The sequence below is a fragment of the Paracoccus sp. M683 genome (assembly GCF_007096355.1).
In the GTDB taxonomy this organism is placed as follows: Bacteria; Pseudomonadota; Alphaproteobacteria; order Rhodobacterales; family Rhodobacteraceae; genus Paracoccus.
Genome location: NZ_VKDF01000022.1, coordinates 1 through 27000, shown reverse-complemented (window position 1 = coordinate 27000; position 27000 = coordinate 1). Strand labels below are relative to the sequence as shown.

Genomic DNA, 27000 nt, shown 5'->3' with positions numbered 1-27000 from the left:
TCTAAGAATTGCGCTCTGCGCGGCAGCCCTCGAAGCTTCGGTTTCGGGGGTTTTCTTTGTTTACCTTTCCTCCTTTCTGCTCGTCCTCACTTGCCATCCCCAGAGTTTACATGTGTAAACTCGGCGTAGGATCTCTTGATAATGTCCACTAGATTGGTCTCGAGCCAGTTCGCGAACTCGGCATTTGTACCAGACTTCTTCACGGACAGAGACAGGACCCCTCGCCCAGCCTTGATAACCACGCCATCCACGGGCGTAGACTCTCGAGGACCACTGGACACTTTCGTCCCGCGCTTGCTCGCCTCCTTGATGAGCGCTTCCAATCGTTCATCCGACGTCAACGAAGCGCTGATCTTGGTCAGCAGATCAAGCGCGACTGTCTCGGTGAGTTTCCGCGCAAGAAATAACTCAGCCAAGTCCGTCCACCTCGGTCGGCCGGATTTAGGCGCAGCACCAATCATGTCCCCAACCTTAGACGGGACATTCTGCGTCACTTTCGTCAGATGCGAATGCCCTGAGGCGGAGAGGTTCAAGACCTTGCGCACCGTCGCACTTTCGTGCCCCGCAGATTGGATCGCTTCGGCAAAGCGGGCCTTCTCATAGAACGAGAGGTTGCGACGGGCCGCGTTCTCAAGTCCCTTAGCCAACAAAGCGGTGGCATCATCGACGTCTTGGACGTTCGCACGCACCTTAAGGCCGAGATCTCGACACGCCTTCAAGCGACGGCGGCCATAGATCGCTTCAAAGCGGCCCTCCGAAGTCTTGGAGCGCCTAACGAGTATCGGCACCTGTTGACCGTCACGGCGGATGCTGTTCTTGAGGGCTTCAAAGCCTTCGTCGTCATCTTCGTCGTTTACAGTTGTAAAATCATCGAGTCGATCCTTGGGACCCCAGTCATCGATCAGGCTTGGATCGATCTCTCGGATAGACGCAAGAGACCCCTGCAAGGCTCCCAAAGCGGGTGCGCTTGTTTTGGGAGTTCTTTCTGTTGTGGCACTACTGGAACGCGCGATGGTGTTGGCGATACCCGACATGTCTCTAAGGGACTTTCTTGCCATTATTTACGCCCCCATGACTGGTGAATCATGGCTTCCACCTCATCACCCACGGCATCCATCGAACCTTTTGCGCGATCGTAAGTCGCACGTGTCATCTCTGAGCGCACGACCTCATAGATAGACTGCTTGAGCATGGTTGCGTCACTGATTGCAGTGCTCTTTAGAGCGGTCGCGGACATAACCCGATCTTGAAAAAGCGCGCGCATGAATGAGGTCAGCTGTTGTGACGGCACATCCGTTGGTTCATCCCGAGTGATCAGGAACTTGAACTGATCGTATTGAAGTGTTGCGCCTGCATCCTCGATCACCCCCATGTAGGCCCCGGCAAGTTCAAGGAACTGAGCTGTCGACGAAACGTCCAACATTGAGGGCGATAAAGGGACGATCAGGGAGCTCGCCGCAGCCATCCCGGCGATGGTTAAAAAGCCGAGTTGAGGTGGACTGTCCATCAAGACCAGGTCGAAATCATCGCCGACCTGAGACAACGCATTTCGGATGCGCGTGAAGAACGGCTGGTCAGGGTTCGAATGTACCGCAGATTCCGTCTCAAACTCTGACAACATCAGGCGCGACGGCGCGACTGAAAGCCCCGGAAAATACGTGGGGACCACGACATCTACCATGCTTACGGGCTCTTCATATCGGATAGCGTCATAGACCGTCAGACCGTCAAACTCGATCTCCGGGCTAATACCGCACATGGATGTCAGCGATCCTTGAGGATCGAGGTCAACGACCAACACGCGGTAGCCGCGAAGCGCAAAATAATGCGCAAGATGGATGCTCGTGGTGCTTTTGCTTGAGCCGCCCTTGAAGTTCATCAACTGCCAAACTTGCAGTTTCTCGTCACCAGAACGCCGCGGCAGATAGCGCCCTTTCTTGCGCGACGACTTCTCAAGAATCTCGCGCGCGTTCCACATCTCTTGCGCCGTATAGAAGCGCCGCCCACCACGAACATCCTTGGGCTCGGGGATTGTCCCTTCCGAATGCAGTTTACGCATGAACTGACCGGAGACCCCGAGTAGATCGGCTGCCTCCGGCGCGGAAAAAGATCGTAGCGTCTTGGTGCTATCTGGGGCAAAAGCAGAAAGAAGATGCTCCCGGATGGCAGCATTCAGTCGCTCGGAAATATCAGTCGCGAGCGCTGAGGGCTTCTCGTTTGCCAGTGGTGTCACAGGAATCATCTAGTTGCCCCAAAATCGAAAATATGGCCTTTTTCGCGCCACTTGAGGCTAAGAGCCGTGATTCACGGCGCTAAGTCAAGATTATTCCTCTATATAGCGTCACTAAAACTGGATAAGACTACATGTGCGGACTAGTTCGCTCTGCATTTTACAGCTGTAAAAAGGCCCCGCCACAGCTAAGCCCTGCCAGCCCGCTACTCCGGCGGCGGCCCTGACCCCAAAGGGACGGCCCGTGTGCAGATAGAGATCGTCCTGGTTGGCAGCCTTTCCAAGCTTGGCGCTGAAACCGTGGTCACGGATGGTTGGCGCGGAATAGACGGCATCGGTCGCCGATCAGTTGAGCGCGCCAGCAGGGCAGGGCGCGGCTGCCGTCGGACCCCGACATGCAACATCAAGGCCGCGCGGAACGCAGGATTGGCGCTGCTGGGCGAAGGTCAATCGAGCTGACGGCGCTCAAGCAAATCCGTCGCCGGGTTATCCTCGATCTCGACATCGGCATAGTATTTCTGCGCCTGCGCCGGATCGCGGTGCAATGACAGCTGCATGGCGGCGGCGAGCGGCGCGCCATCCAGCGCCGCCTGGGTCAGAAACCCGGATCTGAGCCCGTGCGGGCTGGCAAAATCCCTTGGATAGCCGGCCAGCTCCAGACGGTGCGCGACGATTTCGCGGAACCCGCCGGGTGTCAGCCGGCGTTTCAGCACCCGATCGGCCTGGCTGACCGGGCGGAAGAGCGGCCCGCCGGTGATCCCGGCGGCCTCGATCCAGGCCAGCACGGATCGCGCCGGAAACCCTTTCAGCGGCAGCCAGGGCGCCTGGTCCGGCGTGGTGGTCTTGGTGTGCAAGAGGCGAATGCGGATCAGCCCGCGCTCCGCCATTGGCCGGGCGTCGATATCATCAAAATTCAGCGCCGTGACCTCGGAGCGCCGGCGCCCGCCGCTGGCCCAGGCCAGCGCCAGGGCGGCGTGATCTCGGAGATCGCGCCTCGCGCCGGTGCGGCAGGTGGCCAGCATCGCCCTCAGCACCTCGCGGGTGATCGGGTTTTCGGATTTGCGCTGGCGCGGCCGGGCCGCGGCCCGCCGCGCCTTCACGCGCGCCTCCTTGATCAAGGGCGCATCGAAGGGCGACGGCAGGTTTTTCATCCGGTGGAAGGCACGCCAGCTGGCGATGCGTCGATCCAGTGTCGACGGGGCAGGGGCGGCGTATCCGCGCCTCAGTCCCGCGGCCACCAGGGCCTCGGCTGCCTCACGGGCCGGCCCGGTCGCGTCGCGCAAATCCCGCGCGTGATCGAGGATGAAGCGCAGCGCCACGGGTTCTTCCTCGGGCCAGGCGAGTGCGGCACCGAACGCAGCGGCTTTCCAGGCCCCGATATAGGCCAGGTCCTGTTCATAGGCGCGCAGCGTGTTCTCGGCCGTGCCACGTCGGAACAGCTCGGCCAGGGCGTCCTGGTCGGCGGGCGTCAGCGAGGCGGGAAGGGGCAGGGGTTGAAGTCGTGACATCAGGTTGCTATCATTGATACCGAATTGATGGAGAACCAGCCATGGCACAGCTGATCGTGCGGGATGTCGACGAAACCACGGCGCAGGCCCTGCGGCTGCGCGCGGCTGCCAATGGCCGCTCGGTCGAGGCCGAGCACCGGATGCTCTTGCGCGAGGTGCTGGGCACGCCCGGCCAGTCCGAGGACTTCGCGGCGGCGGCAGCCCGGTTGCGGGCCCGCCTCGATCGCGGCACCGACAGCGCCGCGCTGGTGCGCGCGGGACGGGACGCGCGCGGGTGAGCGACGCCGTCGCCGGTCCGCTCTCCGGACCCTGTGTGGTCGATGCCAGCACCGCGCTGAAATGGGTGCTGCAGGAAGAGGGCAGCGAGATGGCGGCCGCGCTGCTCGACGGACGGCCACTCTATGCACCGGCCCTGATCTTCATCGAGGTCGCGAATGCGCTGTGGTCGGCCGTGCGGCGACAGCGGCTGCTGCCGGCAGAGGCGGCCGATGCCCTCGACCTGATCACCCGGGCGCCGCTGCGGCCGGGCGCAGAGGACGCCTCGCTGGCGGCCCGGGCGCTGCAGCTGTCGTTGCTGCTGGATCATCCGGTCTATGACTGCACCTATCTCGCCCTGGCGATGCGCCAGAAGGTGCCCGTGGTGACCGCGGATCGCCGCTTTGTCCGGGCTGCGGCGGCGGTGGCCGAGGCCGCGCCCTTCGTTCGCCTGCTGGGCGATTCTGCGGCGCATTGACGCTCTCCCTGACCGGTTTCTCCGCCCGGTGATAGCGGTTTTCACGCGCCATCTCAACACTGTCGATAATGGCATCTTATCGACAGTAATTGCGTCAGAACGAATCTGCTTCAGTGCTCCGCAATTCTGGCCTATTTTGCGGACATGAGTGATTTGAATGAAGACTGGTTCGATCCGTCAAAGGACGACGATACCGGCGATCCGCCCCTGCCACGGGGTGATCGACGGCGGCTGCTGGATCCCGCGGCCTGGCGCGTCGCCGAGGCGGCCTGCGCCGTGGACCTGGCGCAGGCGGCGCAGGCGATCGGCCGGCTGGACGGGCTGCTGGCCGGGCAGGACGAGACCATGCGCCGCGGTCTGGTTACCCGGCTGGCATTGACGGAGGTCGTGTCCATGCTCTGGGCCGCGGGGACGCCGATCCCGCAAGACGTGCTGATCCGCGACCTGGCCGATGCCCCGGCCTCGGTCGACCTGGAGGCGCTGTCCCTGGCCCGGTGGGCCATCGGGCGGTTGCAGGGCAGGGGGCGTCTGGAGGCGTTGCGGGATTTCCTCGGGCTGCACCGGGCGGGGCAGGGTCGGGGCGACAGCGACCTGCTGCGCCCGAGTGGCGCAGCGTTCGACGACGAGGCCGAGGGCTTCGCGGCGGGGCTGGCCGCGCTGGAGGGGTGCCATGCGATCACCCGCGCCGCCTATGGGTTGCGGCTCTGGCGGCTCACCGATCTGTCGCCGGACGGGCACCAGCTGGAAGCGATGTGCTGGGCGGCACGGGCCATGGCGGACAGCGCGGGGCCGCTGGTCACGGTGCCGATGGGGCAGGCCGGGCGGCGAGTTTGGACGATAGGTGGTGATGCGGAGGAGTTTCTGCGGACGTGGTGCGGGGCCATTGCGGCCGGCTGCGAGGCCGGGTTCCGCGTGATCCGGCAGCTGACGGAGTGGGCAGATCGGGCGAGGCGAGCAACGGCGCGGATCAAGGGCGGCAATGCCGCATTGGTGATCGATGCGCTGGTAGTGCATCCGGTTCTGTCGGCCATGGTTCTGGAATCCACGACCGGGCTGAGCCGCGATACCGCCGAGCGGCTGCTGGCGCGCTTGCAGGGCCTGGGGCTGGTGCGCGAGATCACGGGCGGAACGCGGTTCCGGCTGTGGACGGCGGTGCTGTGACCACGAGCCCGACCGTCCCGGCGTGATCGTCTGTGTCACGCGACAAGGAATTTTCCGGTGGACTAGGCGGCTCCTCGGTAGCTCGAGAACCATCGCGCAACATCGATGAAGCGTCTCGATCGAGTAGTCGCGCGTCGTCAGGGCACTTCTGCGACTACCGAAAACGATAGATGACAGAACTCCGGCGTCACATATATATAGCGCGATTAAGGCCGAAGTGAACGGCACATCTCCGATGGCTCGACGGCTATCGCGGCTATATGTGAAGTAGTTTTTTTGGAGCGGATGTTCATGCCCAGTTTTACCTACCAGATGCTGTATCTCGGCCAATTGGCGGACATGGATCCCACCGAGACCAACAACACCGCAGAGAACGTTGGCGCTGTTCTTGGGAACCGGGTTTTTGGCAGCGCCGGGACGCCGCTCTTCTCGCAGAGTACCCAGGTGACGCTGAACGACAACCGCGGCACCGGCAATACCGTCTCGCTGAACCACAACCAGCCGGGCGGGACTGGAGCGCTGGACAATATCACTTACACGCTGAACGACACGACCTACACGCTGCAAGCGGACTCGACGATCCGGGTCTATAACGTATCGGTGGTCCAGGCCATCGGTGGCGGTGCGACCCGCACCATTACTGTACCGGTCCGGCTGATACAGGATGTGAGCGGCAATGTCTTCCTGATGCCGCCGCCGGTTGTCGGCAGCGAACCGGGTGAGTCGGCGATCACCGAATTTCCGATCATCTCGGTTTCGGTCCCGAACAACCCCTCGAACATCAGCAATTTCGGCGGGATCACGGCGGATCGCAATTTGCTGCCCTTCCGAGATGGCTATGTCGATGGCACCGACGGCAATAATGTCATCGGTCCGGGCTATATCGACGGGGCCGGTGACCGGGTCGATGCCAATGATGCCATCCTGCCCGGGATGACCGGCGATGACGATTATATCCGCGCCGGTCTGGGCAATGACTCGGTCTCGGCCGGGGCGGGCAATGACATCGTCGAGGGTGGGGCCGGCAATGACACGCTTCTGGGCGAGGCCGGCAATGATACGCTTTTCGGCGGTGCTGGTAGCGACACGCTGCGCGGCGGCGCCGGGAATGACAGCCTGAGCGGCGGCGCCGATAATGACCGGCTCGAGGGCGGGACCGGCACGGACAGTTTGACCGGGGGCGAGGGCTTCGACACCTTCCTTGCCGGCGACGCCGACATCATCACCGATTTCAACACCGCGACCGGGCAGAACATCGCCGATGGCAATCAGGCGAATAACGACTTCGTCGATCTGAGCGGCTATTACAACGCCGCCAACCTGGCCGCCTATAACCTGGCGAATGGCACGAATTACGCCACGCCGCTTGGCTGGCTCAGGGCCGATCAGGCCGATGGCGTGCTGCAATCTGCGGGCGGGCTGATCATTCGCAATGGCGGCGCGGCCGTGGCGGGGGCCAACCTGACCTGGGACAATACCAATGTCCTCTGCTTTGCCGCCGATGCCGGTATCTGCACCGCCTCGGGCGAGGTGGCGGCGGGCGATCTCAAGGTCGGCGATCTGGTCGAGACGCGGGATGCCGGCCTGCAGGCGATCCGCTGGATCGGCAAGCGCCGGCTGGATGCGGCGATGCTGGCCGCGCATTCGAAGCTGCGCCCGATCCGCATCCGCAAGGGCGCGCTTGGCGCGGGCCGGCCGACGGCGGACCTTGTCGTCTCGCCGCAGCACCGGATTCTGGTGCGCTCGCGCATCGCCCGGACCATGTTCGGCGCCGACGAGGTGCTGGTTGCCGCCAAGCAGCTCTGCCAGATCGAGGGCATCGACGTGGCGCAGGATCTGGACGAGGTGACCTATGTCCATTTTCTCTTCGATACCCACCAGATCGTCCTGGCCAATGGCGCGGAAACGGAATCGCTCTTCACCGGCGCCGAGGCGCTGAAATCGGTTGGTCCGGCGGCGTTGGAGGAGATCTTCACGATATTCCCTGAACTTCGAGCTCCTGAGCATGCTCCTGTCCCGGCGCGGGAACTGGTCTCGGGCCGGCAGGGCCGCAAGCTTGCGATGCGTCACCTGCAGAACCGTAAGCCATTGGTGGGAGAGGTCCGAGGAGAGGGCTAGACTGTGTGACCAGTCGCAAGGCTGTGGAGGACGTCTCACGGCCCGGGCGTGATCTCGGCAGAGAATTCGGCCCCCGAGTCTGCAAACTGACGGGGGGGGCTAACTGGCCGCGCGGTGGCCCAACTGGACCGTTGAAAACAAAAATGCCCCGCCAAAACAGGCGGGGCTTACTCTTTCCTCGGGGGGACAGAACTATATGAAGAAGTCGCGGATATGCGCCATTCAAGTTGGGTGAAGCGAAGCGTTTACAGCGAGATTTTGCCGACATTTGATAATTTAAGCACTGGAAATTGGCTGGCACCTAACGGACTGCTAGCATTCATTTCTATCAGTCAGACTGGAGGGAGAAATGGGGCGGAAATTCCTATCCGAGCTTCCTGATCCAAACCATCGGAAGGCTGAGGGACAGAAGGGCGAATTGCTGACGGAGGATGAAGCCGAACAGCGGTTCGATGCGATGATCGCCAAGCTGGATGCCGAAGACCGTGCGGCACATGATGCGAGTCGTCGACGCGCCGTCGGGAGGCAAGTTCGTTCTACTGATGGCCGTGTTGACGGGGGGCGCGAGAGCTTTCAAGGCCAGACGGAGACGGAACTGGGAGAACTGGCTGCCCGTTGTCACGCGAGGCTCGCGGCCCGCCCCCTGTATGAAAGTGCTGATCAGCGATGGATGATCCGGTTGTTCCCTTTGATCTGATCAGGATGTTTCTGGGCTCCGATCCGGCGCTGTTCTACCTGGAAATCGTCTTTCGGACCTGCATAATCTATGGCTATGCCTTGCTGCTGATCCGATGGGTTGGTGGGCGTGGCATTGCCCAGATGTCGGTGGTTGAATTTCTACTGGTCATCGCGCTTGGATCGGCTGTTGGCGATGGCATGTTCTATGCCGATGTTCCCATCTTCTATTCGATGCTGGTCATCACCCTGGTCATTGTGATCAACAAGGGGCTGGATATCCTGATCTTCAGATTCCGGCCTGTCGAGAAGGCGCTGGATGGCAGAACGGCCGAAGTCATCCGCGACGGGGTGATTGATACCCGCATTCTTCGCCGCCGCAAACTGGGCCAGAGCGAGCTGTTCGAAGGGTTGCGGGAAAACGGCTACAGAAACCTCGGCGAGGTCCGAATCGCTTATCTTGAGTCCTCGGGCCGATTCAGCACATTCAGTCAGTCGCAGCCTCGGCCAGGCCTCCCGATTGAACCGGCTTGGGATATCGAGCCCCCGGTCACCGTCGGGCCGGGGACCAAGATCGGGCAGGACCGGCGCCTTGCATGCTGTTCCTGCGGCTTTGTGCTGGCCGGCAATCTTGCCATGACCCCGTATCACTGCCCTCATTGCCAAGGGAAGTCATGGACTGCGGCGGTCATTGCATAGGAAGATTTCTCGCTGCATCATCATTGGGAGGGTAGCGCGCATGGTCAGCAGGCGGTGCCTTGTCCAGTCCCGACGGGCGCGGGCGACTTCGGGCCTGCGGCACTCATCCGGAACCAGCTTTTTTGGAGTGATAGACTAAGGGGCGCGGCGCCGGCGATAGCGAGCTTTCATCCACCCGGACACTCACGGCCTGGGCCAGCGCGCTCTTCAACTTGGCAGTGGTGATGTCGTGGTGAACCCTGCCTTTATGCAGTTAAGCGACATGCATTTTTTAAAGGCCCGTTCTCTTGACGCCGATAAATGACTTGGCACCGGCCGAGCGAAGGCAATGTCCTGAACAAGAAGCGCAGTGGTTGACTGATGCGGACGTGGCCCCTCACCTCGATGTATCGAGCACTTAACTCCAGCAAGCTCGCCCGCCGGCTAATCGTGAAAGGAGGGAGCCGCGGCCTCGTTCCGTGCCGCGCCCGTCACCGGGGCGTCATACAGCCCGCGTAATCTGCGGTAGTTTCTCAGAGGAGCCTTTCATGAACCGCATCCTTTTGACCACCGCCATCTCCGCGCTCGCGACCGCAGCTGCGGCGCAGGATCTGCCGCAGGCCCAGGACGCCTGGTTCACGGCGGGCGCGGCTGCCATCGAGGCGCGCATGGCTGTCCAGCCGAACACCGCGAAGGCGAAGAACGTCATCCTGTTCACCGCCGACGGCAATGGCGTCGGCACGAACTACGCCATCCGCCTGTTTACCGGGCAGAAGGCCGGTGGTCTCGGCGACAACTATGTCCAGCCATTCGAGACTTTCCCAAATGTCGCGCTGGTCAAGACCTATTCGTCGAACGGCCAGACGCCCGACTCGGCGCCGACAGCGGCGGCGATGAACTCGGGCATCAAGACCAAGAACGGCATGATCAACATCATGGACAGCGTCGCGGTCGGCGACTGCGCTGCCGGCGCGTCGGCTGGTACCCGCACCTTCGCCGAGATCGTCAACGACATGGGCAAGTCGGTTGGTGTCATCTCGACGGCGCGGATCACCCATGCCACGCCGGCGGCGGTCTATGCCCGCACCGTGAACCGCGACTGGGAGGACAACTCGGCCCTGCCCGAGGGTTGCGAGCAGCAGGACATCGCCGCGCAGCTGATCGACCAGATGAAGGCCGGCGTGATCGACATCGCGCTGGGTGGCGGCCGCCAGCACTTCCTGCCCGAGGGGACCAGGGACGTCGAGGACAAGGAAGGCAAGCGTACCGACGACCGCAACCTCATTGACGAGGCGCAGGCCCTCGGCGCACAGGTGGTGTTCGGCCAGGACGACTTCACGGCACTCTCGACGGCGGCAAACAACGCCCCGATCCTCGGGCTGTTCGAGGCCAGCCACATGAAATACGAGGCAGACCGCACCGGCGAGCCGTCACTCGCCGAGATGACCGAGGCCGCGATCAAGGCCCTGCAGGGCAACGAGAACGGCTTCTATCTCAACGTGGAGGCGGGCCGCGTCGACCACGCGAACCACGACGGCAATCTGGCCCGCACGCTGACTGACGGCCAGGCCTTCGCGGACGCGATCGCCAGGGCGATGGAACTCACCGACGAGGCCGATACGCTTATCATCGTCACAGCGGATCATGAGCACGCCATCACCTTCAACGGTTATTGTGGCCGCGGCTCCGACATACTCGGGCTCTGCATGGAGGAGAACGAGCAAGGGGTCGAACATACCGGCAAGCCGAACCTGGCCGCCGACGGCAAGCCCTACACCGTTGCCGGCTTCCTGAACGGTGCAGGGTCGATCCTGGTCGAGCAGCCAGCGCCGGCGGCCGAGATGGCGACACAGGAAAGCGTTCCAGCGCCGGGAACCGCACCCGATGCGACCGGAACCAGCTCGGCCGCCACTCCGGCTGATGCGGCGGTTCCTGCCAGCGACGCCGCCGGCGCGGCGTCAGCCGCTGATGCCGCAGCGACCCCGGCCGAGCCCGTGGCAGCGGACACGACTCCCGCCCCGACGGCTGACGCGACGGCGACGCCCGCCGCAGATGCCGCAGCGACCCCGGCCGAGCCCGCGCCTGTGAACACGACTCCCGCCCCGGCGGCTGGCGTGGCCGCGGCACCGGCGGCTGACGCCGCGGCGACGGCTGCCGCGGACGCCCCCGCTGCAGCGCCGGCGGCGGATACTGCCGCGGCGCCGGCGACTGCCGCGCCCGAGGTCCAGGAGGCGACGCCAGTCTATGCCGCGCCTGAGGGGCGCCCGACTGTGACCGAGGAGGAGGCGACGGATATCGACTACCTCCAGCAGGCCCTTGTGCCGATGTCGTCCGAGACCCACTCGGGCGAGGACGTCGCGGTGTTCGCTCGGGGCCCCTGGGCACATCTCTTCGGCGGGGTAATCGAGCAGAACGTCATCTTCCACGTGATGAACAAGGCCGTCACGGCCGAGTGACGTCCTTCCACGCCATGAGCGGGCTGGCCGCAGGGCCCGCCCGCCACCGTTTCGGAGACTGACTATGCACCGCCGCCCGCTGATGCTCGCAGCCCTTTCCGCGGCCCTCCTCCCCGCCCTGCCGAAGCTCGCGGCAGCGGAGGAGGCCTCGACCGTGCGACTGCGCGACCTCTACAACAAGGACCTGTCCTTCTCCGACCTCGCCCTGACCAGTGAGGGCAAGCGGATCACGGTCGCCGGGTTCATGGCGCCGCCCCTGAAGGCCGAATCGACCTTCTTCGTGCTGACCAAGAAGCCAATGGCGGTTTGCCCCTTTTGCGAGCCGGGGATGCCCTGGCCGGACGACATCCTCGCGATCTATGCCCGCCGCGTAGTCAACGTGATCGGCTTCAACATCCCGATCCTGACCGAAGGCGTGCTCGAGCTCGACGACTACGTCGATCCCGAGCTGGGCTTCGCCTCGAAAGTGCGACTCAGCGATGCCACCTACCGGCGCGCCTGAGCCGCTAGGGCTGAGCGTTGCCGGCCTGCGCGTCGAGGCCGGCGGGCGGGTGATCCTCGACATGCCGGCCCTCGAGCTGCGAGCGGGTGAGCTTGTGGTGCTGCGCGGCGCCTCGGGCGCGGGCAAGACCACGGCGCTCAACGCCTTCGCGGGCATTGCGCCGGTGCGCTCCGGGCGCGTGGCCTGGGGGAAAACGGATCTCGCCCGCCTGGGCGCACCGGCGCGCCGCGCCTTCCGCCGCGAACGGCTGGGACTGGTCTTTCAGGATTACCGCCTGTTCGACGAGCTCGACGCCCTCGAGAACGCCTCTCTCGCCGCCAGCTGGACCCCTGCCCGGCGGCGAGCCGCGCTGCGGGCTCAGGCAGAGCGCGCGCTCAACGTCCTTGGCCTCGTCTCCGCACGGCGGCGGCGCACCGCGGTCATGTCCGGCGGCGAGCGCCAGCGGGTTGCCGTGGCGCGGGCGCTGGCGACCGATCCGGTCGCGATCCTCGCAGACGAGCCGACGGCAACCCTCGATCGGACGAACGCCGAGGCCCTCGCCGCCGACCTCGCTGCCCTGGCGGGCAGGCGGACGCTGATCGTCGTCAGTCACGATCCGGCGCTCATCGGGCGCGCCGGACGTGTGCTCACGCTTGCCGATGGCCGCATCGTCGAGGACAGCCATGCCTGAGCTATCACCACGCGCCGTCGACGCCCTCCTGGCGCTGGCCCTGGTCCTCTGGCCGTTGCTCTGCGGACTCGTCGTGCTACGGGGCTTCCGCCCCTGGCGGGTGATCCTCGCCATGCTGCGCCGCGCCGCCGGCACTGCCGCGCTGTTTGTGGGCCTGATCGCTGTCTCTCTGGCGCTCGGCCTCGTCCTCACGGCGCAAGAGCGCGCCCTGCGCCAGGCCACGGCGCGCGCCGCAGATCCGTTCGACGTGGTCGTCGCAGCTCCGGGCAGCGAGGTCACGGCGATGCTGGCCGCGATCTACCTGCAGCCCGCCGACATCCCGCTGCTCACCGGCGCGCAGATGGCCGAGATCGCCGCCACGCCGGGCGTCCGGTTCGCCGCACCGATCGGCTTCGGCGACAGCGTCGAAGGGGCCCCGATCGTCGGTACCACGGCCGAGCTGGTCACCCATCTTGCCGGTCCGCTGGCCGAGGGGCGCGGCTTCGAGCGGACTGGCGAGGCGGTCGCCGGGGCGCTGACGCGCTTTGCCGTCGGCAGCGAGCTGGAGCCGGCGCATGGCGTTGGGGCCGCCGCCGAGGAGCACGCCCATGCGGGCGAGCACCTCGTGGTCGTGGGTCGGCTCGCCCGCACTGGCGGCCCCTGGGACCACGCCCTCGTCACGCCGATCGAGACCTTGTGGTACATTCACAAATTGCCGTACGGCCACGCGCCGGAGGCAGGACCCGAGCCGGGGACCGAGGCCGGTGACCGGGGCGAACATGTTGATCGCGACAATGCCACCGGCACCCGCATTGGTCCGCCCTGGGTCCCGGCGCTGTTTCCCGGCGTGCCGGCTGTCGTCGTCGACACCGGCGAACTGGCAGCCGCCTATGCGGTGCGTTCTACCTTGAACCGGCCGGATCTGATGGCGTTCTTCCCAGGCGCGGTCCTGTCGCAACTCCACGGCCTGCTTGGCGATGTTCGCGCCGCCCTGTCCGTCATGGCGCTCGCGTCTCAGGTGCTGGTGACCGTCGCCGTTCTGGCCGGCCTGAGCCTGGTGATGGCACTGTTTTCCCGGCAGTTCCAACTTCTCGCAGCAATGGGCGCGCCGACCCGCTTCGTCATGGCGGTCTCCTGGGGGTTCAGCGGGGTGCTGATCCTGGCGGGCACGGCGCTCGGCGCCGCACTGGCCGTCGCGGGGATGAGCGCCGCCTCGCGCATCATGACGGGGCGCATGGGGATCGACATCCATGCCGCACTCGGCTGGCCCGAGTTGCACATGGCGGCCGCGTTCGTCGCCCTGATGATGACAGCTGCTCTCCTGTCAGCCGGGTGGCAGGTGCTGCGGAACTGAGCTAAGAGGGGTGTCAGGGAAAGCCCGCCTTGCCGAGGTGATCTACGCTTCCGCTTTCCTTTGGAACGTCAAGGACCTGCTTTACCAACGCGGCATCGACATCTGCCACGAGACGGTACGCCAGTGCATCGAGGGACCATCAGAGGTTCGCGCTCGCTCCGGCACTTAAGTCGAACGGTCATTCGTCCGACAGCATATTCAGGTCGGCTCTCCCCCGAGGGGATCGTCGCTGTCTGGGTACCAATCCACCTAGCCCGCGATCATCTTGGCCTGGGTCTCGGGGTTCAGGCCGATGTGGCTGGCGATCACATGGCGGACAAGGCCCGCCGAGATCAGCTTGCCGATCCCCTTGCCGGGCATGGCGGTGTCGTTGGCGATGACGGTGAGGTCGCGAATGCCGCGCGCTACGATGGCGTCAATCATGCGCTCGGGCGTGCCGACGGCCATGAAGCCACCGATCATCAGGCTTGCGCCTTCGGGGATCATTTCCGCCGCCGCTTCGGGTCTCAACGCACCCTTCATTCTGCTGCCTCCTGCAGGCCCACCGCCGCACGGGCGGCGCGGGCAATCACCAGTTCCTCGTTGGTCGGAATGACCATGGCCGTCGTGCGGGCGAGGTGGGTCGAGATCACGCGGTCATTGGCTGCGTTCTTCGCGTGGTCGACTTCGATACCCATCCAGCCAAGGCGCTCGCAAATCCGGGCGCGGATCAGGCGCGAGTTCTCACCAATGCCGCCGCAGAAGACCAGGGCATCGATCCCGCCCAGAGCGGCGGCCATCGCCCCCACCTCGCGCTGACAACGGAAGGTGAAATAGTCGATGGCCTGCATTGCTTCGGGAGTGCCGGCCGTCTCCAGCGTGCGCATGTCGTTAGAGAGGCCCGAAAGGCCCAGAAGCCCGGACTTCCGGTAGAGAAGATCGGTGATCTCCGCAGCCGTCATGCCCTTCTGATCCATGAGGTAGAGCAGCACGCCCGGATCGACCTGCCCGCAGCGGGTACCCATCGGCAATCCGTCGAGCGCCGAGAAGCCCATAGTCGAGGAAACCGAACGGCCGTTCACAATCCCGCACATCGACGCCCCGTTGCCCAGATGCGCGACAACAACCCGACCAATGGAAAGTTGCGGCGCGGTACGGGCAAGTTCGTTGGCAATGTACTCGTAGGAGAGCCCGTGAAAGCCGTAGCGACGGACGCCCTCGGCATACATCTCGCGCGGGAGGGCGAAGGTGTCGTTGACGAATGGCTGGTTGCGGTGGAATGCGGTGTCGAAGCAGGCGACCTGCGGGACGCCCGGGAAGGCTGCCATCGCGGCGCGGATGCCAGCAAGGTTGTGCGGCTGGTGCAGGGGCGCGAAGGGGGAAAGCGCTTCAAGTTCAGCGAGTAGCGCCTCGGTCACCGGAGCCGGTGCATCCCGGTCCGCCCCGCCATGAACAACCCGGTGCCCGATGGCCACAAGATCAAGCTCCGGCCAATGCGCCCGGAAACCGTCGATCACGGCGGCCATCGCTCCGGCATGGGTGGAAAGGTCGCCTGAGGCCGCGACGGGTTGGCCTTCGGCATCTTTCAGCGTCAACACACCCTCGGGGCCGATCTTGTCGGCAAGGCCGCTGGCCAGCGGCACCTCGCCTACTTCGGGAAAGAGCGAGACCTTCAGCGACGATGATCCCGCGTTCAAGGTCAGGACGGCGCGGGTCATTTCTGCCCCGCAAAGTGATGGATGGCCGCCACGGCGCACGAAGCCAGCCGGGACATCGGGCTATCCGAACGGCTGTTCAGGATCACCGGCACCTTGGCCCCGATCACCAGCCCGGCCCCTTCGGCATGGCTGATGAAGGCGAGCTGTTTTGCCAGCATGTTTCCGGCATCCAGCCCCGGCACGACCAGAATGTTCGCTCGGCCCGCGACATTGCCTGTCAGGCCTTTGGTCTTGGCGGCGCCCATGTCGATGGCATTGTCCATCGCCAAAGGCCCTTCGACCTGGCCACCCTTGATCTGGCCCCGGTCGGCCATCTTCGACAGCAACGCCGCGTCGATCGACGATTGGATCGCGGGGTTCACCGTTTCGACCGCCGACAGCACACCGACCCGAGGGTCCATCCCCAGCGACAGTGCAAGGTCGATGGCGTTCTGGCAGATGTCGACCTTGGTGGCGAGGTCGGGCGCGATGTTGATCGCAGCATCGGTGACGAACAGGGGCTCGGGTTGGCCAGGCACATCCATGACGAAAATATGGGTCAAGCGGCGCCCCATACGCAGGCCAAACGTCTTGTCCAGCATCGCCTTCAGCAGGTCATCGGTGTGCAGATGGCCCTTCATCACGGCCGCGGCCCGCCCCTCATGCACCAGCGCGCACGCGCGTTCGGCGGCAGCGGCATCGCCGGCCACATCGACGATCTCGATCCCAGCAAGATCCGCGCCGATTTCGGTGGCGGCAGCGTGGATGGCGGCGGCATTGCCGACAAGAATTGGGGTGATGATGCTTTCTCTCATCGCCAGGAGCGCGCCGCCGAGCGATTTCGGTTCGTCCGGGCAAACCACTGCCGTCGGTAGCGACGGCAACGGACGCGAGCGCTCCAGCAACGCCTCGAAATGGCGGTGGCGCTGGACCAGGAGGCCCGGCACTTCGATATCATCACGATCAAATTTCTCGGTCGGTGCCAGCACTTCGGCCTCACCGGAAAGGATCAGCTTGCCGGTCTCGGCGTGGCTGACTTCGGTCCGCAACCGAACGATGCCATCGGCCTTGGACAGAACTTCGGCGTGGACGATGACCTCTTCACCCGCATGTGCGCGGGCGTGGAAGTCCAGGACCTGGCGGCGGTACAGCGTGCCTGGCCCAGGAAGCTGCGTGCCAAGCACTGCCGAGATCAACGAGGCCACGAACATCCCCGGTGCGACACGTTCCACTGTGCCATCGCCGTCCAGATCGCTGTCGGTCAGGTGCATCGGGTTCGTGTTGCCCGAGGCAACGGCAAAGATGTAAAGGTCATCCGCCGTGATCAGACGGCGCAGCTCGGCTTTGTCGCCGGGCTGCATCTCGTCGAAGGTCTTGTTCACCAGCCGCATATCAGCCCTCCGACCCGGCGTCCGCGACAGGCGGGGCCCGGCGGCGCGACCGACCGTTGCCCTTTGGCGCATCGGTGGCGACAACCAGCGCTGGCAAGTGCTCTGACTCGACTTCGGGAAGAGCGGTCGCGGCCAGCGGGTCGGCGGTCACGTTCTCTGTCAGGGGATCAAGGTCAAGCACTTCGCGGAAGCGCTGGAGAAGCGACAAGGTGCGCGGCGACATCTCTTCGATCACGCCGGGGACAAACTGGACGACACGCAACGCCAGTTCCCGCTCGGCCTTGTCGCCAAGAAGCAGAGGCAGGGTCTTGATGGCGGCCTCGGTTTCGAAGGTCGCAATCAGGGTCTGCTGGTGGATAATCATCGCGCGGCGGTCGGCGCCAAGCGACTTGAAGGGCTCGTCCTGGGTCAGGACCTGCGCCGAACGCTCCAGCCGGTCGCGGCGCACGGTGCCGCGGTTTTCGGCCAGCAGGACCAGCATCCGGATCACCGCTTCGGGGAAGCCGCCCTGTTCGATATGCATCAGCGCATTGGCCACTTCAGGCAGACCCCGAAGCTCGCCATGGCTTTTAAGAGTGCGGCGGGCCTCATGCGTCTTCCCGAAGCTGCGGGCCCAGGGGCTGCCCCAGACCGAGTGGAAGGTCAGCTCGACCATCATGTCGCGGCTGTCGCGCATGAGGTCGATCATGTACTCGGTCGACTGGACCCAGAACGCCTCGGCCGCGAGAAACGGGTTTGTGGCGGCGGCCTTCTGGCGCTCGGCCTTCACTTTTTCGGCTGCGGCCTCGACCCTTTGCATCGCCGGGTTGCGGCTCGACATCAGCGCGCGCGTCAGCCGAGCGGGATGCAGCGCCCGGGACATCTCGGCGCCGGTTTCGGTGACCAGCGCCATGACCATCGGGCGCAGGACTGTGTCGTAAAGCTGCGCCTGCACTTCGGCCGCACGCGCGACGGCAGCAAAGGGACGCTCGTCGCCAACCGTGTCATCCAGCGCGCGGATGTCATCCAGCGTGCGTTCGACGAATCCGACCGTGAAATGCTTTTGGCCGTTCTTTTCGGTCACATCCTCGATGATCATTTCGTAAAGACCGGGCGCCAAAGCTTCGATGGTCTTCAGGGTCGAAGCGACCTCGGAATACTCTTTCTTCGCGATCTGCGACGAGACGAAGATCCCCAGATGCCCGACCTGATCATGCACCATATAGATGATGCGCTGGCCGCGGATGCGGATCTCGTTCACGTCGGTATAGGTTTCGGCCACCCAGTTCAGCGCTTGCTGCGGTGGGGTGATGTTGTCACCGTGGCTGGCGAAGACGATGATCGGTGCGCGAATGGCCTTGAGGTCGATCGGGCGGCCGGGTTCGATCCGCGCCTCGTTCTTGACCAGTCGGTTGCCGACAAACAGCTGCTCGACGATCCACTTGATCTCGGGCTCGGTCATCAGGAAGAAGCCACCCCACCATTTCTCGAACTCAAGGAAGGTTTCGTCGCCCTTGTCGATGTCACGGAAGAGGTCGGTATATTTGCGGAAAAGGGTGCGGGAGGGGTTCATCTGCTCGAAGTTCTGCACCAGATGCGCGCCATCGAAGATGCCGCCGCCAAGGTCCGACAGCATCATCGGAATCCACGTCCCACCCAGCACGCCCGCATTATAGCGCATCGGGTTTTCGCCGACCTTGCCCGCCCAGGGGGCGACCGGGGCTCCGTTGATCACGATAGGGCCGGTCAAGTCGGGGTTTGTCGCAGCAAGAAGCAGCGTCGCCCAGCCGCCTTGGCAGTTGCCGGTGATCACCGGACGCGAGGCTTCGGGGTGGCGCCGCATCACCTCGCGCACAAAGGCCGCTTCGGCACGGGTGACATAGGACAGGTACTGGCCCGGCTCGGGCATCCGCTTGAAGGCGACGAAATAGACCGGGTGGCCTTCACGCAGGGCAACGCCGACCTGGCTGTCGGACTTGAAGCCGCCAATGCCGGGGCCGTGGCCGGCGCGCGGGTCGATGATGATGTAGGGGCGGCGGTTGTCGTTGACGATCACGCCGTCGGGCGGGGTGATCTTCAGCAGCATGTAGTTTGACGGATAAGGCAGGTCGGCCCCGTCCATGATGATCTCGTAGTCATAGATCAGCACCGGCGGGCAGCCTGCCGCCTCATGCTCCAGGAAGATGTCGCCGCGTTTTCTCAGCGTGTCGGTCGTCAGGACCATCCGCTCCCAGGCGTCGCGCATGTATTCCGACCAGTCCGTGCCCAGCCGCCCTTCGGTCTGCGCGGTCCGCAACTCCTCCATGAGGCTCTGCGCCTTTTCCAGCGCCTCTTCGGCGCGGCGGGAATGCGTCTCGGTGATGCGCGCCGACTGCCGCTGCGCGGCGGTGGTCAGAATGTTCAAGGTCGTCGATCCTGCCTTGATCTCGCCCTCGGCCGTGTTCATGCCGGTGCGCAAGGCGGCAAGCACATCGCCTTCCGGACGCGGCACTTGCGGCTGATGGGCAGGGTCGAAAAGATCAAACACGTTGGCCATGGGAAATTCCCCCTTCAGGCGGTAATCGAAAAGCCGCCGTCGATGTCGTGAACACCGCCGGTCAGGTTGCGGGCAGCAGAAGATGCCAGGAAGGCCGCCACCGCGCCCACATCCTCGATCGTGGCGAGTTGATGGGTCGGGGCGCGTTCGGAAGCGGCTTCAAGAAGCTCGTCAAAATGGTCGATGCCGCTGGCCGCGCGGGTCTTCAACGGCCCGGGCGATAGCGCATGCACCCGTATTCCCTTTTCGCCCAACTCGGCGGCCGCGTATCGCACAGAGCTCTCCAGCGCGGCCTTGACCGGGCCCATCATGTTGTAGTGCCGCACGACGCGTGACGATCCGAAGAAGCTGACCGCCAGACAACAGCCGCCATTCGGCATCAACGGTTCGGCCAACCGGATCATCCGCAGGAAGGAATGCACCGAGACATCCATCGCCAGCGAGAAACCGTCGGCCGAGCAATCCACCACCCGGCCATGCAGGTCTTCCTTGGGCGCATAGGCTATCGAGTGCAGAAGCGTGTCGAGTCGCCCCCAGCGATCCGCGATCTCACCGAAGACCGCCTCAAGCTCACCCGGTTCGCTGACATCCAGCGGCATCATGATCGCCGCCCCAAGCCGTTCGGCCAATGGGCGAACGAAGCGTTCGGCCTTCTCGTTAAGCCAGGTCACAGCCAATTCAGCACCCTGCGCCTTCAGGGCCTGCGCGCAGCCCCAGGCGATGGAGTTTTCATTGGCGATCCCGACGATCAGCACCTTCTGGCCAGACAAGGAATACAAGGCAATACCTCCAACCAAGGCCCATCATCGCCTCAATGCGAGGAGAGAATGCGCGTCCCGTGAATTGAAGGGGCTACAGATCGGCAAACATTTTGCGACATCGTCGAGGCAGTTTTCTGCCCGTCGCCGCAAGGTCTGACATTCATACGGAGCATTGCGGCGACGACGAAGTCATGTTGTTCAGAAATCTCCTGGCGCGCACTGCAGGCATGTCAGCCCTGCTGCACGCCAGAATGCAACAACGGACGAACGGTCATCCACCACCAGCCATGGCTCGAACCCATCGGCATGGATGCGGCAAAGCGCACTGGCCTTTGCTTCAGGATCAGGCAGCGGATCTTCGTCTGGCTGACGCAGATAGACGGCATCAAAGGGGATTTCTGCCTGTCGCAGCCATGCCTCCGTACGGGCCTGCCATCCAACGGGACGGCCATCGCATCATGGAAATCGTCCCAGTGCTTCTCGGCGCCATGAACCAGATGTCCCAGACGGGCCGCGTCAAACGTGGCCAAGGTGCCATCGACATCGAAGATGACGCAGTTCATGAGACCATCCTTGCCGCAAGAAGCGGCTGTTCTTCCCAGCTGCCGGATACGACCGAGTAAAGCAGCGGAGTGGTGTTTGGGGCCGAAGGCCCATTGAGGTCACGCCCTGTCAGGACGCGGGCGGCGCGGATCACCCCCGAATGGGCCACGATGACGGGAAGCGTATCACCCGCCATAGCCATGCAGCCGCTCAGAGCCGCGCCGATCCGGATCAGCATGTCCGGCCACCCTTCACCCCCTTCAGGGGTGGAGGTCCGGGGTGGCAATTCGGCGACCGGGCGACCTTCGAAGATGCCCCAGTCCCGTTCACGCAGATCCTCGACCACACGAGCGGCGTGGAACGGAAAGGCAAGACGGGCAGTATCCCGTGCGCGGTCCTGCGGGCTGGTAAACAGCGTGAAGGGCTGCGACCAGGCATGGTCCGCCAAGGCGCGGGCTGCAGCGCGTCCTTGGCCTGTCAAGCGCGCCTCAATCCGTCCAGCGATGATGCCATCGCGATTGGCGTCTGTTTGACCGTGGCGGATCAGGCAGAACGAGCGCTTCGGCAGGATCACAGCAGCGTCCTTCCGGCAAGAACAGGTGGCAGGTCCGGTTCGAGCAGGTAATCCTCGGGCATGGGGCAGAACAGCGGCGCGAAGCTTCGTGCTCCAAGCCGTGCCAGCATGCGCTTCTGATCGCGCAAGGGCGGATGGACGTTCCAACGCGCAAAATGCCCACCATGTGCTGCGATCGCCCGCGCATGGGCGGTCATGTGTCCGGTAAAGAACACAACGCCCCGTTGGCCCAGGGCACCGTTGTCGCGCCAATCCTGGACGATCCGCCAGGCCATCCCGCCATCTGCATTTGGCGTGTCGCAGATCAGGAACTGCGCCGTCGGATCGAAGGATGACGCGATCACCGGAGCCAGGCGCTGCGCAGCAGTCGATACCCCGCCCCTTGCGAGTGCATCGCACAGGGTAGCGCGACAGGTATCGTCCAGGGTCACGCGGCCGCGTGTCATCAGATGCAGCGCCAACTCTCCCGCGCGACCCGAGGGTGGTACGGGAAACAGCACCTGCACCCCTGGACCAAGCCTGTCGAGCGCCGCATTCAGTGCCTTGAGCCGGTCTGACTGCGGCACCGCGTCCAGATGGTACGACGCGTCAATAAGAGCCGTGCCCGCAGGTGGCGGGATATCAAAGGCGAACCACTCGGACTCTTCGGACCAGTCGCCGGAATAGAACAGTCCTTCCTGGCCAAGAGCAAAGTGCAGCCAGACGCCACCCAAGGCGTGACCATTGCGGCCAGTCGTCACGGTGATCCCGTCGATGATTGTCAGGCCTTGCTCGGGCAGCAGCCGCAGATCGGCCCCGGGCGGCAGCGCCCGCGCTGTCTGCGCCGTGGCATGGATCGGGATCCCGGCTCGGATCACATGCGCAGCCCCGCCGATATGGTCGATGTGGTCATGCGTGATGAAGACGGCATCCGCCCCCTCCAGCCACTCGACATGGAAGGGAGAGCTCGCTTCCGGACCGAAACCCACGTCCAAAAGCCAAAGCTGCCGTCCCGTCCACAGTTGGACGCACGCCGGGCCTTTTTCTCCAAGGCCAGACAGGACCTCGATCCATGGGGCCGTCCCACGATCCCGTGTGGCAGGATGAAGGAGAGGTTGATCAAGCATCCTGCATCACCCGAAGGATCGCTGGCGTGGCAGGATCGCGGAAAGCCCAAGGATTATGGAGTGAAAGGCGTACTTCCTCGCCTATTCGTGCGCGGGCGGGAGCATGGGCGACCAGCGTTTCAGCATCCGTTTCCAGCACGAGGCGGAAACGTCCGCCCTGGTAGGTGCAGGCGCTGACGCGGGCGCGGATCGGGCCAGCGGGATCGAGGCGCACCTGTTCAGGGCGAACACAGATATGCGTCGGAACCGTGCTGTCGCAGCGCGCCTCGATCTGTTGGCCAAGGGCCTGGACCATGACGCGACCTGCCGCGGATTGCCCGGCAGCGGATAGAGCGATCACCGCACCGTCGCCCACGAAGCCCGCGACGAAGCAGTCCTGCGGCCTGTCATAAAGCGCCTCGGGCGAGGCAAATTGCCGGATGCGACCGCCTTCCATCACGGCCACGCGGTCAGCCAGGGCCAGCGCCTCGGTCTGGTCGTGGGTGACATACAGCATTGTGGCGCCCGTTCGCCGATGAAAGGCCGCAAAGGCTTCCTGCATGGCCGCGCGCAGGGCAAGGTCCAGGTTCGCCAGCGGCTCATCCAGCAGGACGGCGCGTGGGTCGGCCACCAGGCAGCGCGCCAACGCAACCCGCTGGCGCTGCCCGCCCGAAAGCTGCGCCGGGGCGCGATCCGCAAAGGCCGAAAGGCCGGTCATTTCCAGTGCCTCGGCCACGCGGCGCTTGCGCTCAACGGCGGAGATACGCCGCACCTCCAGCGGATAAGACACGTTGCCCGCCACGGTCTTGTGCGGCCACAGGGCATAGGACTGGAACACGATGCCGATGTTGCGATCCTCGGGCGCGACAAAGGTGCCGCTCCCCGCCAGCACCTGTCCGCCAAGCGTGATCGTGCCGCTGTCCGGAACCTCGAACCCGGCCGTCAGGCGCAGAAGTGTGGTCTTGCCACAGCCCGAAGGGCCAAGAAGCGCAACGAATTCGCTTTCGGCGATTTCCGCATTGATCCCATTCAGAGCGGGTGTGCCGGCGAACAGTTTCGAGACGTTGGAAAAGCTCAACCCTGCCACGGCACGGTTCCTTTCGGCAGATGGGAGGCAGACAGCTGCACGATCCCCATGAGAAGGATGACAAGCGCGACGATGGATGCGGCCAAGGCCGAGGCCATCACCGTGTCGCCGCTGTCTTCCAGATTGAAGATGACGACGCCCAGAGTTTCCGTTCCTCCCACCCACAGGAGGGCGGAGACGGTCAACTCGTTCACAGCCGTCAGGAAGACAAGGATCGCGCCCGCTGCCGCCGCAGGCGCGGACAAGGGCAGCACAATGGTGCGAAGGCGGCGTCCGAGGCGCGCCCCAACGCTGGCGGCGGCTTCCTCCATTGCAGGGTCAAGCTGACCAATGGCGGCCTGCACCGGGCGCAGCATCACCACAAGGAAGCGTGACAGATAGGCCAGCAGGATGATCGTCAGCGAACCGTAAAGCGTGATCCCGAAGGGCAGCCTCATGAAGGCGAGGATGCAGGAAATCGCCAGCACCACGCCCGGCAACGCGTAGGGCAGGTCCACAAGGGTATCGACCGCACGTGTCAGGCGCGTCGGGCGCCGCGTCATGATCCAGGCCAGCGGAATGGCGACCGCCATCAAGATTACGGCGGCGAGGGTCGCCAGCAGCAGTGAGTTGGCATAAGCCCGCCGCGTGACAGGCTGGTTCAGCAGAACCTCGACCCAAGCCTTGAGGGTCGCGGTTTCAAGCGTCAATGGCACGCCATAGGCGGGGATCAGCGAGGTCGCCAGCAGCGCCAGAAGCGGGACCACAAGCACAAGGGCGATGAAGGCCCACAAGGCCGCCTCGACCAGCGATCTCTTGCGGCCAAGCGACAGGACCAAGGGCTGACCGGACAGGCCCACCAGGCCGTAGGCGCGGCGGCGCAGGAACAGGCGCCCCGCCAGGACGCCCGCAAGCGCGACTGTTCCGATCAGCAGCGCCAGAACGGCGACCTCGGGCAGGACCGACTGGCCCATACCCGACAGCCGCTGGTAGATCAGCGTCGGCAGCGTGGAATAGCGTGCGGGAATGCCGAGCATCGCGGGAATGCCGAAATTACCGAGCGCGGTCACGAAGGTCATGGCGGCACCAGCGGCAAGGCTGGGCAGGCTGAGTGGCAGGACGATCTGCGCCCAGACCCGCCAGCCGCGCGCACCGGAAATGCGGGCAGCCTCGACCAGATCGCCAGGGATCATGCGCAAACCAGCACGCAGGGTCAGGAATACGATTGACGCATGCTGGATGCCCAGGAGGATCGCGATCCCCCAGGCGGAATGAAGCGGCTGAGGGCTGCCCAGGGGCGGCGCAATGCCCAGCGTCGTCAGAAGGACAGAGGACGGGCCCGTGACCTGCATCCAGGCCAGGGCGGTGATCTGCGGCGGGATCATCATCGGGATCATCAGGCAGAAAACCAACGCCCCCTTGGCGCGGATATCCGTAAGCGCAACCACAAAGGCAAATGCCGCCCCGATCACAATCGAGATCAACGTGCCCGAACCGGCGGTAACAAGCGAATGCTGCAGAGCGGTCAGCGTGCTGTCGCGGCTCAGGACCTCGGTTGCATGGGCCAGCGTCAGGCCGCTGCCGATGCCGAAGCCTTCGGCCAACAGGCGCAGGACAGGGCCAAGCGCGATCAGCACGACAGGCAGCAGAAGCAATGAGATCAGCCGGTCCGGGGACCGGCTGATCGCGTTACCATGCGTGGCGATCATTGGACGCCGAAGACCTCCGAGAAGCGGGCCTTGTTGGACTCCGTATCGGCAAGCGCCTTGGCGGGATCGAAGGGCATCAGCTTCAGGCTGTCGCGGGCAGGAAAGCCCTCGGGGCTGGGGACGTCGTTGCGCGCGGGGATATAGCCCATGTCGGACACCAGTTGCTGGCCTTCCTCGGACAGCACGAAATCGACAAAGGCTTCGGCCGCATCGCGGTTGGCGGCGCCTTCCATGATGGCGACCGGCTCGGTCACATAGGTCACGCCTTCGGACGGGAAGACGAAATCGACGGGCGAGCCCTCGGCCTTGGCGCGCAGGGCCATGTAGTCCACCAGAACGCCATAGGGTTTCTCGCCCGAGGCCACGGCCTTGAACACGCCGCCATTGCCACCTTCGGCGCGCGTCTCGTTGGCGGCCAGTGCCTCGTAATGCTTCCAGCCCAGGGCCGGGTCATTCGTCAGCGTGGCCAGGTGAATCATCGCCGCGCCCGAGTAGAGCGGCGAGGGGGAGGCGACGAGGCCCTTGTACTCCGGCCTTTCCAGGTCCGCCCAGGACGCGGGAACATCCTTCGCGCCGGTGTTGTAGACGATGCCCGTGGTGATCAGCTTGGTCGAGTAATAGTAGCCCTTGGGGCTGAAGAGAGACGGATCGAAGAAGCCCTCGGCCTCGGGCGAGGCGTAGGCGGCCAGCTTGCCCTCTTTCGCAAGCCCTTCCAGCGTGACCGTGTCGGCGATCAGCAACACGTCGGGCTGGCCTGCCCCGGCCTCCATCTCGGCCGCCATGCGCGTCATCAACTGGGTCGTCCCGTCCCGCACCCAATCCACGGTGATGTCGGGATAGGCCGCTTGGAAGGCATCGACGGTCTTCTGGGCGTCTTCGTTCGGCTGCGAGGTATATAGCTTCAGCGTTTCGGCCGACGCCGCGAACGGCAGCGCGAGCGGAACGATCAGCGCAAGGGCAAGGCGGGACATCTCGATCTCCGAAGAATGTGTTTTCGAACGAAAGCCGTTTGCCTTCGTTGGGTGTGGCCAATACCTGCGGTTTGTGACGGAGGAATGACGTAATACCTGCATAGAAGCATAATTCTCGTCTTGGTTCAGAGTATCTTAGGGCTTAAAGGTTCATTATCCTGGCTTCGTAAGAAAATGAAGAACACTGAAATTGCTCGCCGCCACGATCGAATCCTGAGCCTTCTGGCAAGCCACGCCTCGTTGTCCGCGGCAGCAATGGCTGGACAACTGTCTGTGCAGGAGCTGATGGCGGAACTGCATCACCTGACAGTCAATTCTCTGATCAACTGAGGCTAACCCCCCGTGCGGCGCGTCGATTGCCCAAAAAGTGGCAATTGACGCCAAATTTTGGTTCTTGCTCAAAGCTGCTGCAATGCTGCGGCGAAGCGGGTGTGTTGATTTCCACCCAGAACTGAGCCGGATCGGCGCGTAATTTTCACTGAGAAGTGAGCCATGTGAACCTTTCCCCAAAGCGGTGAGCGGCGGGGGTAACGGGAGTGATCCACATGGGACTTTTGAACATCATCCGACGCATGCACTTGCGGCAGAAGCTGTCGGTCCGCGAGATCGCGCGGCGCACCGGCCTTTCGCGCAACACGATTACCA

25 protein-coding genes are annotated in these 27000 nt (G+C 64.2%); 11 read left to right on the top strand and 14 right to left on the bottom strand.

The annotated features are described in order from the left end of the window. Positions 1-86 precede the first annotated feature (86 nt). The 3 genes from repB to FNJ84_RS20315 form a co-directional block, all read right to left on the bottom strand. Entirely contained in the window at positions 87-1034 is a 948-nt protein-coding gene (gene repB / locus FNJ84_RS20325) for a plasmid partitioning protein RepB (RefSeq protein ID WP_255471350.1), read from the bottom strand. 23 nt (positions 1035-1057) lie between these two features. Further along, complete coding sequence (gene repA, locus FNJ84_RS20320; protein WP_143794993.1) at positions 1058-2242, bottom strand: plasmid partitioning protein RepA; 1185 nt, start codon at positions 2240-2242, stop codon at positions 1058-1060. A gap of 434 nt (positions 2243-2676) precedes the next feature. Next, a complete protein-coding gene (locus tag FNJ84_RS20315) occupies positions 2677-3738 on the bottom strand; it encodes a tyrosine-type recombinase/integrase (RefSeq protein ID WP_143794992.1) in 1062 nt (353 codons plus the stop codon). A 41-nt stretch (positions 3739-3779) separates the two neighbouring features. Between FNJ84_RS20315 and FNJ84_RS20310 the strand changes: the two genes are divergently transcribed. From FNJ84_RS20310 to FNJ84_RS20260, 10 genes are all read left to right on the top strand, one after another. Next, complete coding sequence (locus FNJ84_RS20310; protein ID WP_143794991.1) at positions 3780-4016, top strand: hypothetical protein; 237 nt, start codon at positions 3780-3782, stop codon at positions 4014-4016. Beyond that, positions 4013-4471 carry a type II toxin-antitoxin system VapC family toxin gene (locus FNJ84_RS20305; protein WP_143794990.1) on the top strand — a complete coding sequence of 153 codons (459 nt, stop codon included), beginning with the start codon at positions 4013-4015 and terminating at the stop codon, positions 4469-4471. The genes FNJ84_RS20310 and FNJ84_RS20305 overlap by 4 nt, the downstream gene beginning before the upstream one ends. A 144-nt stretch (positions 4472-4615) precedes the next feature. Next, positions 4616-5632 (top strand): helix-turn-helix domain-containing protein, encoded by a 1017-nt coding sequence (locus FNJ84_RS20300; RefSeq protein WP_143794989.1) that lies wholly within the window; start codon positions 4616-4618, stop codon positions 5630-5632. 291 nt (positions 5633-5923) lie between these two features. Further along, positions 5924-7750 carry a Hint domain-containing protein gene (locus FNJ84_RS22570; RefSeq protein WP_304611158.1) on the top strand — a complete coding sequence of 609 codons (1827 nt, stop codon included), beginning with the start codon at positions 5924-5926 and terminating at the stop codon, positions 7748-7750. A 349-nt stretch (positions 7751-8099) separates the two neighbouring features. Further along, complete coding sequence (locus tag FNJ84_RS20290) at positions 8100-8447, top strand: hypothetical protein (RefSeq protein WP_143794988.1); 348 nt, start codon at positions 8100-8102, stop codon at positions 8445-8447. Positions 8448-8626: 179 nt separating this feature from the next. Next, positions 8627-9124, top strand: a complete 498-nt coding sequence (locus tag FNJ84_RS20285; protein WP_185968619.1) for a DUF421 domain-containing protein — start codon at positions 8627-8629, stop codon at positions 9122-9124. A gap of 527 nt (positions 9125-9651) precedes the next feature. Continuing rightward, a complete protein-coding gene (locus tag FNJ84_RS20280; RefSeq protein ID WP_255471349.1) occupies positions 9652-11559 on the top strand; it encodes an alkaline phosphatase in 1908 nt (635 codons plus the stop codon). A gap of 64 nt (positions 11560-11623) precedes the next feature. Then, positions 11624-12061, top strand: coding sequence for a hypothetical protein (locus tag FNJ84_RS20270; RefSeq protein WP_143794986.1), 438 nt, complete (start codon positions 11624-11626; stop codon positions 12059-12061). Between the two features lie 49 nt (positions 12062-12110). Continuing rightward, positions 12111-12731, top strand: coding sequence for an ABC transporter ATP-binding protein (locus FNJ84_RS20265; RefSeq protein WP_255471347.1), 621 nt, complete (start codon positions 12111-12113; stop codon positions 12729-12731). Continuing rightward, the gene (locus tag FNJ84_RS20260; protein WP_143794984.1) at positions 12724-14064 is read left to right on the top strand and encodes an ABC transporter permease; all 1341 of its coding nucleotides are present in this window, start codon (positions 12724-12726) and stop codon (positions 14062-14064) included. The genes FNJ84_RS20265 and FNJ84_RS20260 overlap by 8 nt, the downstream gene beginning before the upstream one ends. A gap of 249 nt (positions 14065-14313) precedes the next feature. On the opposite strand, the gene FNJ84_RS20255 is transcribed toward FNJ84_RS20260, so the two are convergent. The 11 genes from FNJ84_RS20255 to FNJ84_RS20205 form a co-directional block, all read right to left on the bottom strand. Continuing rightward, positions 14314-14586: a CoA-transferase gene (locus FNJ84_RS20255; RefSeq protein WP_255471346.1), complete on the bottom strand. Its 273-nt coding sequence runs from the start codon at positions 14584-14586 to the stop codon at positions 14314-14316. After that, a complete protein-coding gene (locus FNJ84_RS20250; protein WP_143794983.1) occupies positions 14583-15761 on the bottom strand; it encodes an acetate/propionate family kinase in 1179 nt (392 codons plus the stop codon). The genes FNJ84_RS20255 and FNJ84_RS20250 overlap by 4 nt, the downstream gene beginning before the upstream one ends. After that, positions 15758-17131 carry a bifunctional enoyl-CoA hydratase/phosphate acetyltransferase gene (locus tag FNJ84_RS20245; RefSeq protein WP_143794982.1) on the bottom strand — a complete coding sequence of 458 codons (1374 nt, stop codon included), beginning with the start codon at positions 17129-17131 and terminating at the stop codon, positions 15758-15760. Before FNJ84_RS20245 ends, FNJ84_RS20250 begins: the two co-directional genes overlap by 4 nt. Before the next feature lies 1 nt (position 17132). After that, entirely contained in the window at positions 17133-19646 is a 2514-nt protein-coding gene (locus FNJ84_RS20240) for a DUF3141 domain-containing protein (RefSeq protein ID WP_143794981.1), read from the bottom strand. A gap of 14 nt (positions 19647-19660) precedes the next feature. Continuing rightward, entirely contained in the window at positions 19661-20425 is a 765-nt protein-coding gene (fabI, locus tag FNJ84_RS20235; protein WP_143794980.1) for an enoyl-ACP reductase FabI, read from the bottom strand. A 212-nt stretch (positions 20426-20637) separates the two neighbouring features. After that, on the bottom strand, positions 20638-20970 hold the full coding sequence (locus FNJ84_RS20230; protein WP_255471344.1) for a hypothetical protein: 333 nt from the start codon (positions 20968-20970) through the stop codon (positions 20638-20640). Then, positions 20967-21524, bottom strand: a complete 558-nt coding sequence (locus FNJ84_RS20225; RefSeq protein ID WP_143794979.1) for a histidine phosphatase family protein — start codon at positions 21522-21524, stop codon at positions 20967-20969. Before FNJ84_RS20225 ends, FNJ84_RS20230 begins: the two co-directional genes overlap by 4 nt. Then, complete coding sequence (locus FNJ84_RS20220) at positions 21521-22630, bottom strand: MBL fold metallo-hydrolase (RefSeq protein ID WP_143794978.1); 1110 nt, start codon at positions 22628-22630, stop codon at positions 21521-21523. Before FNJ84_RS20220 ends, FNJ84_RS20225 begins: the two co-directional genes overlap by 4 nt. Further along, on the bottom strand, positions 22623-23696 hold the full coding sequence (locus FNJ84_RS20215; RefSeq protein ID WP_143794977.1) for an ABC transporter ATP-binding protein: 1074 nt from the start codon (positions 23694-23696) through the stop codon (positions 22623-22625). Before FNJ84_RS20215 ends, FNJ84_RS20220 begins: the two co-directional genes overlap by 8 nt. Beyond that, the gene (locus tag FNJ84_RS20210; protein ID WP_143794976.1) at positions 23684-25384 is read right to left on the bottom strand and encodes an iron ABC transporter permease; all 1701 of its coding nucleotides are present in this window, start codon (positions 25382-25384) and stop codon (positions 23684-23686) included. The genes FNJ84_RS20215 and FNJ84_RS20210 overlap by 13 nt, the downstream gene beginning before the upstream one ends. Next, positions 25381-26355, bottom strand: a complete 975-nt coding sequence (locus FNJ84_RS20205; protein ID WP_143794975.1) for an ABC transporter substrate-binding protein — start codon at positions 26353-26355, stop codon at positions 25381-25383. Before FNJ84_RS20205 ends, FNJ84_RS20210 begins: the two co-directional genes overlap by 4 nt. Positions 26356-26475: 120 nt before the next feature. Here FNJ84_RS20205 and FNJ84_RS20200 point away from each other — a divergent pair, with 120 nt between their 5' ends. Then, a complete protein-coding gene (locus FNJ84_RS20200; RefSeq protein ID WP_143794974.1) occupies positions 26476-26685 on the top strand; it encodes a hypothetical protein in 210 nt (69 codons plus the stop codon). The last annotated feature ends 315 nt before the right edge of the window (positions 26686-27000 follow it).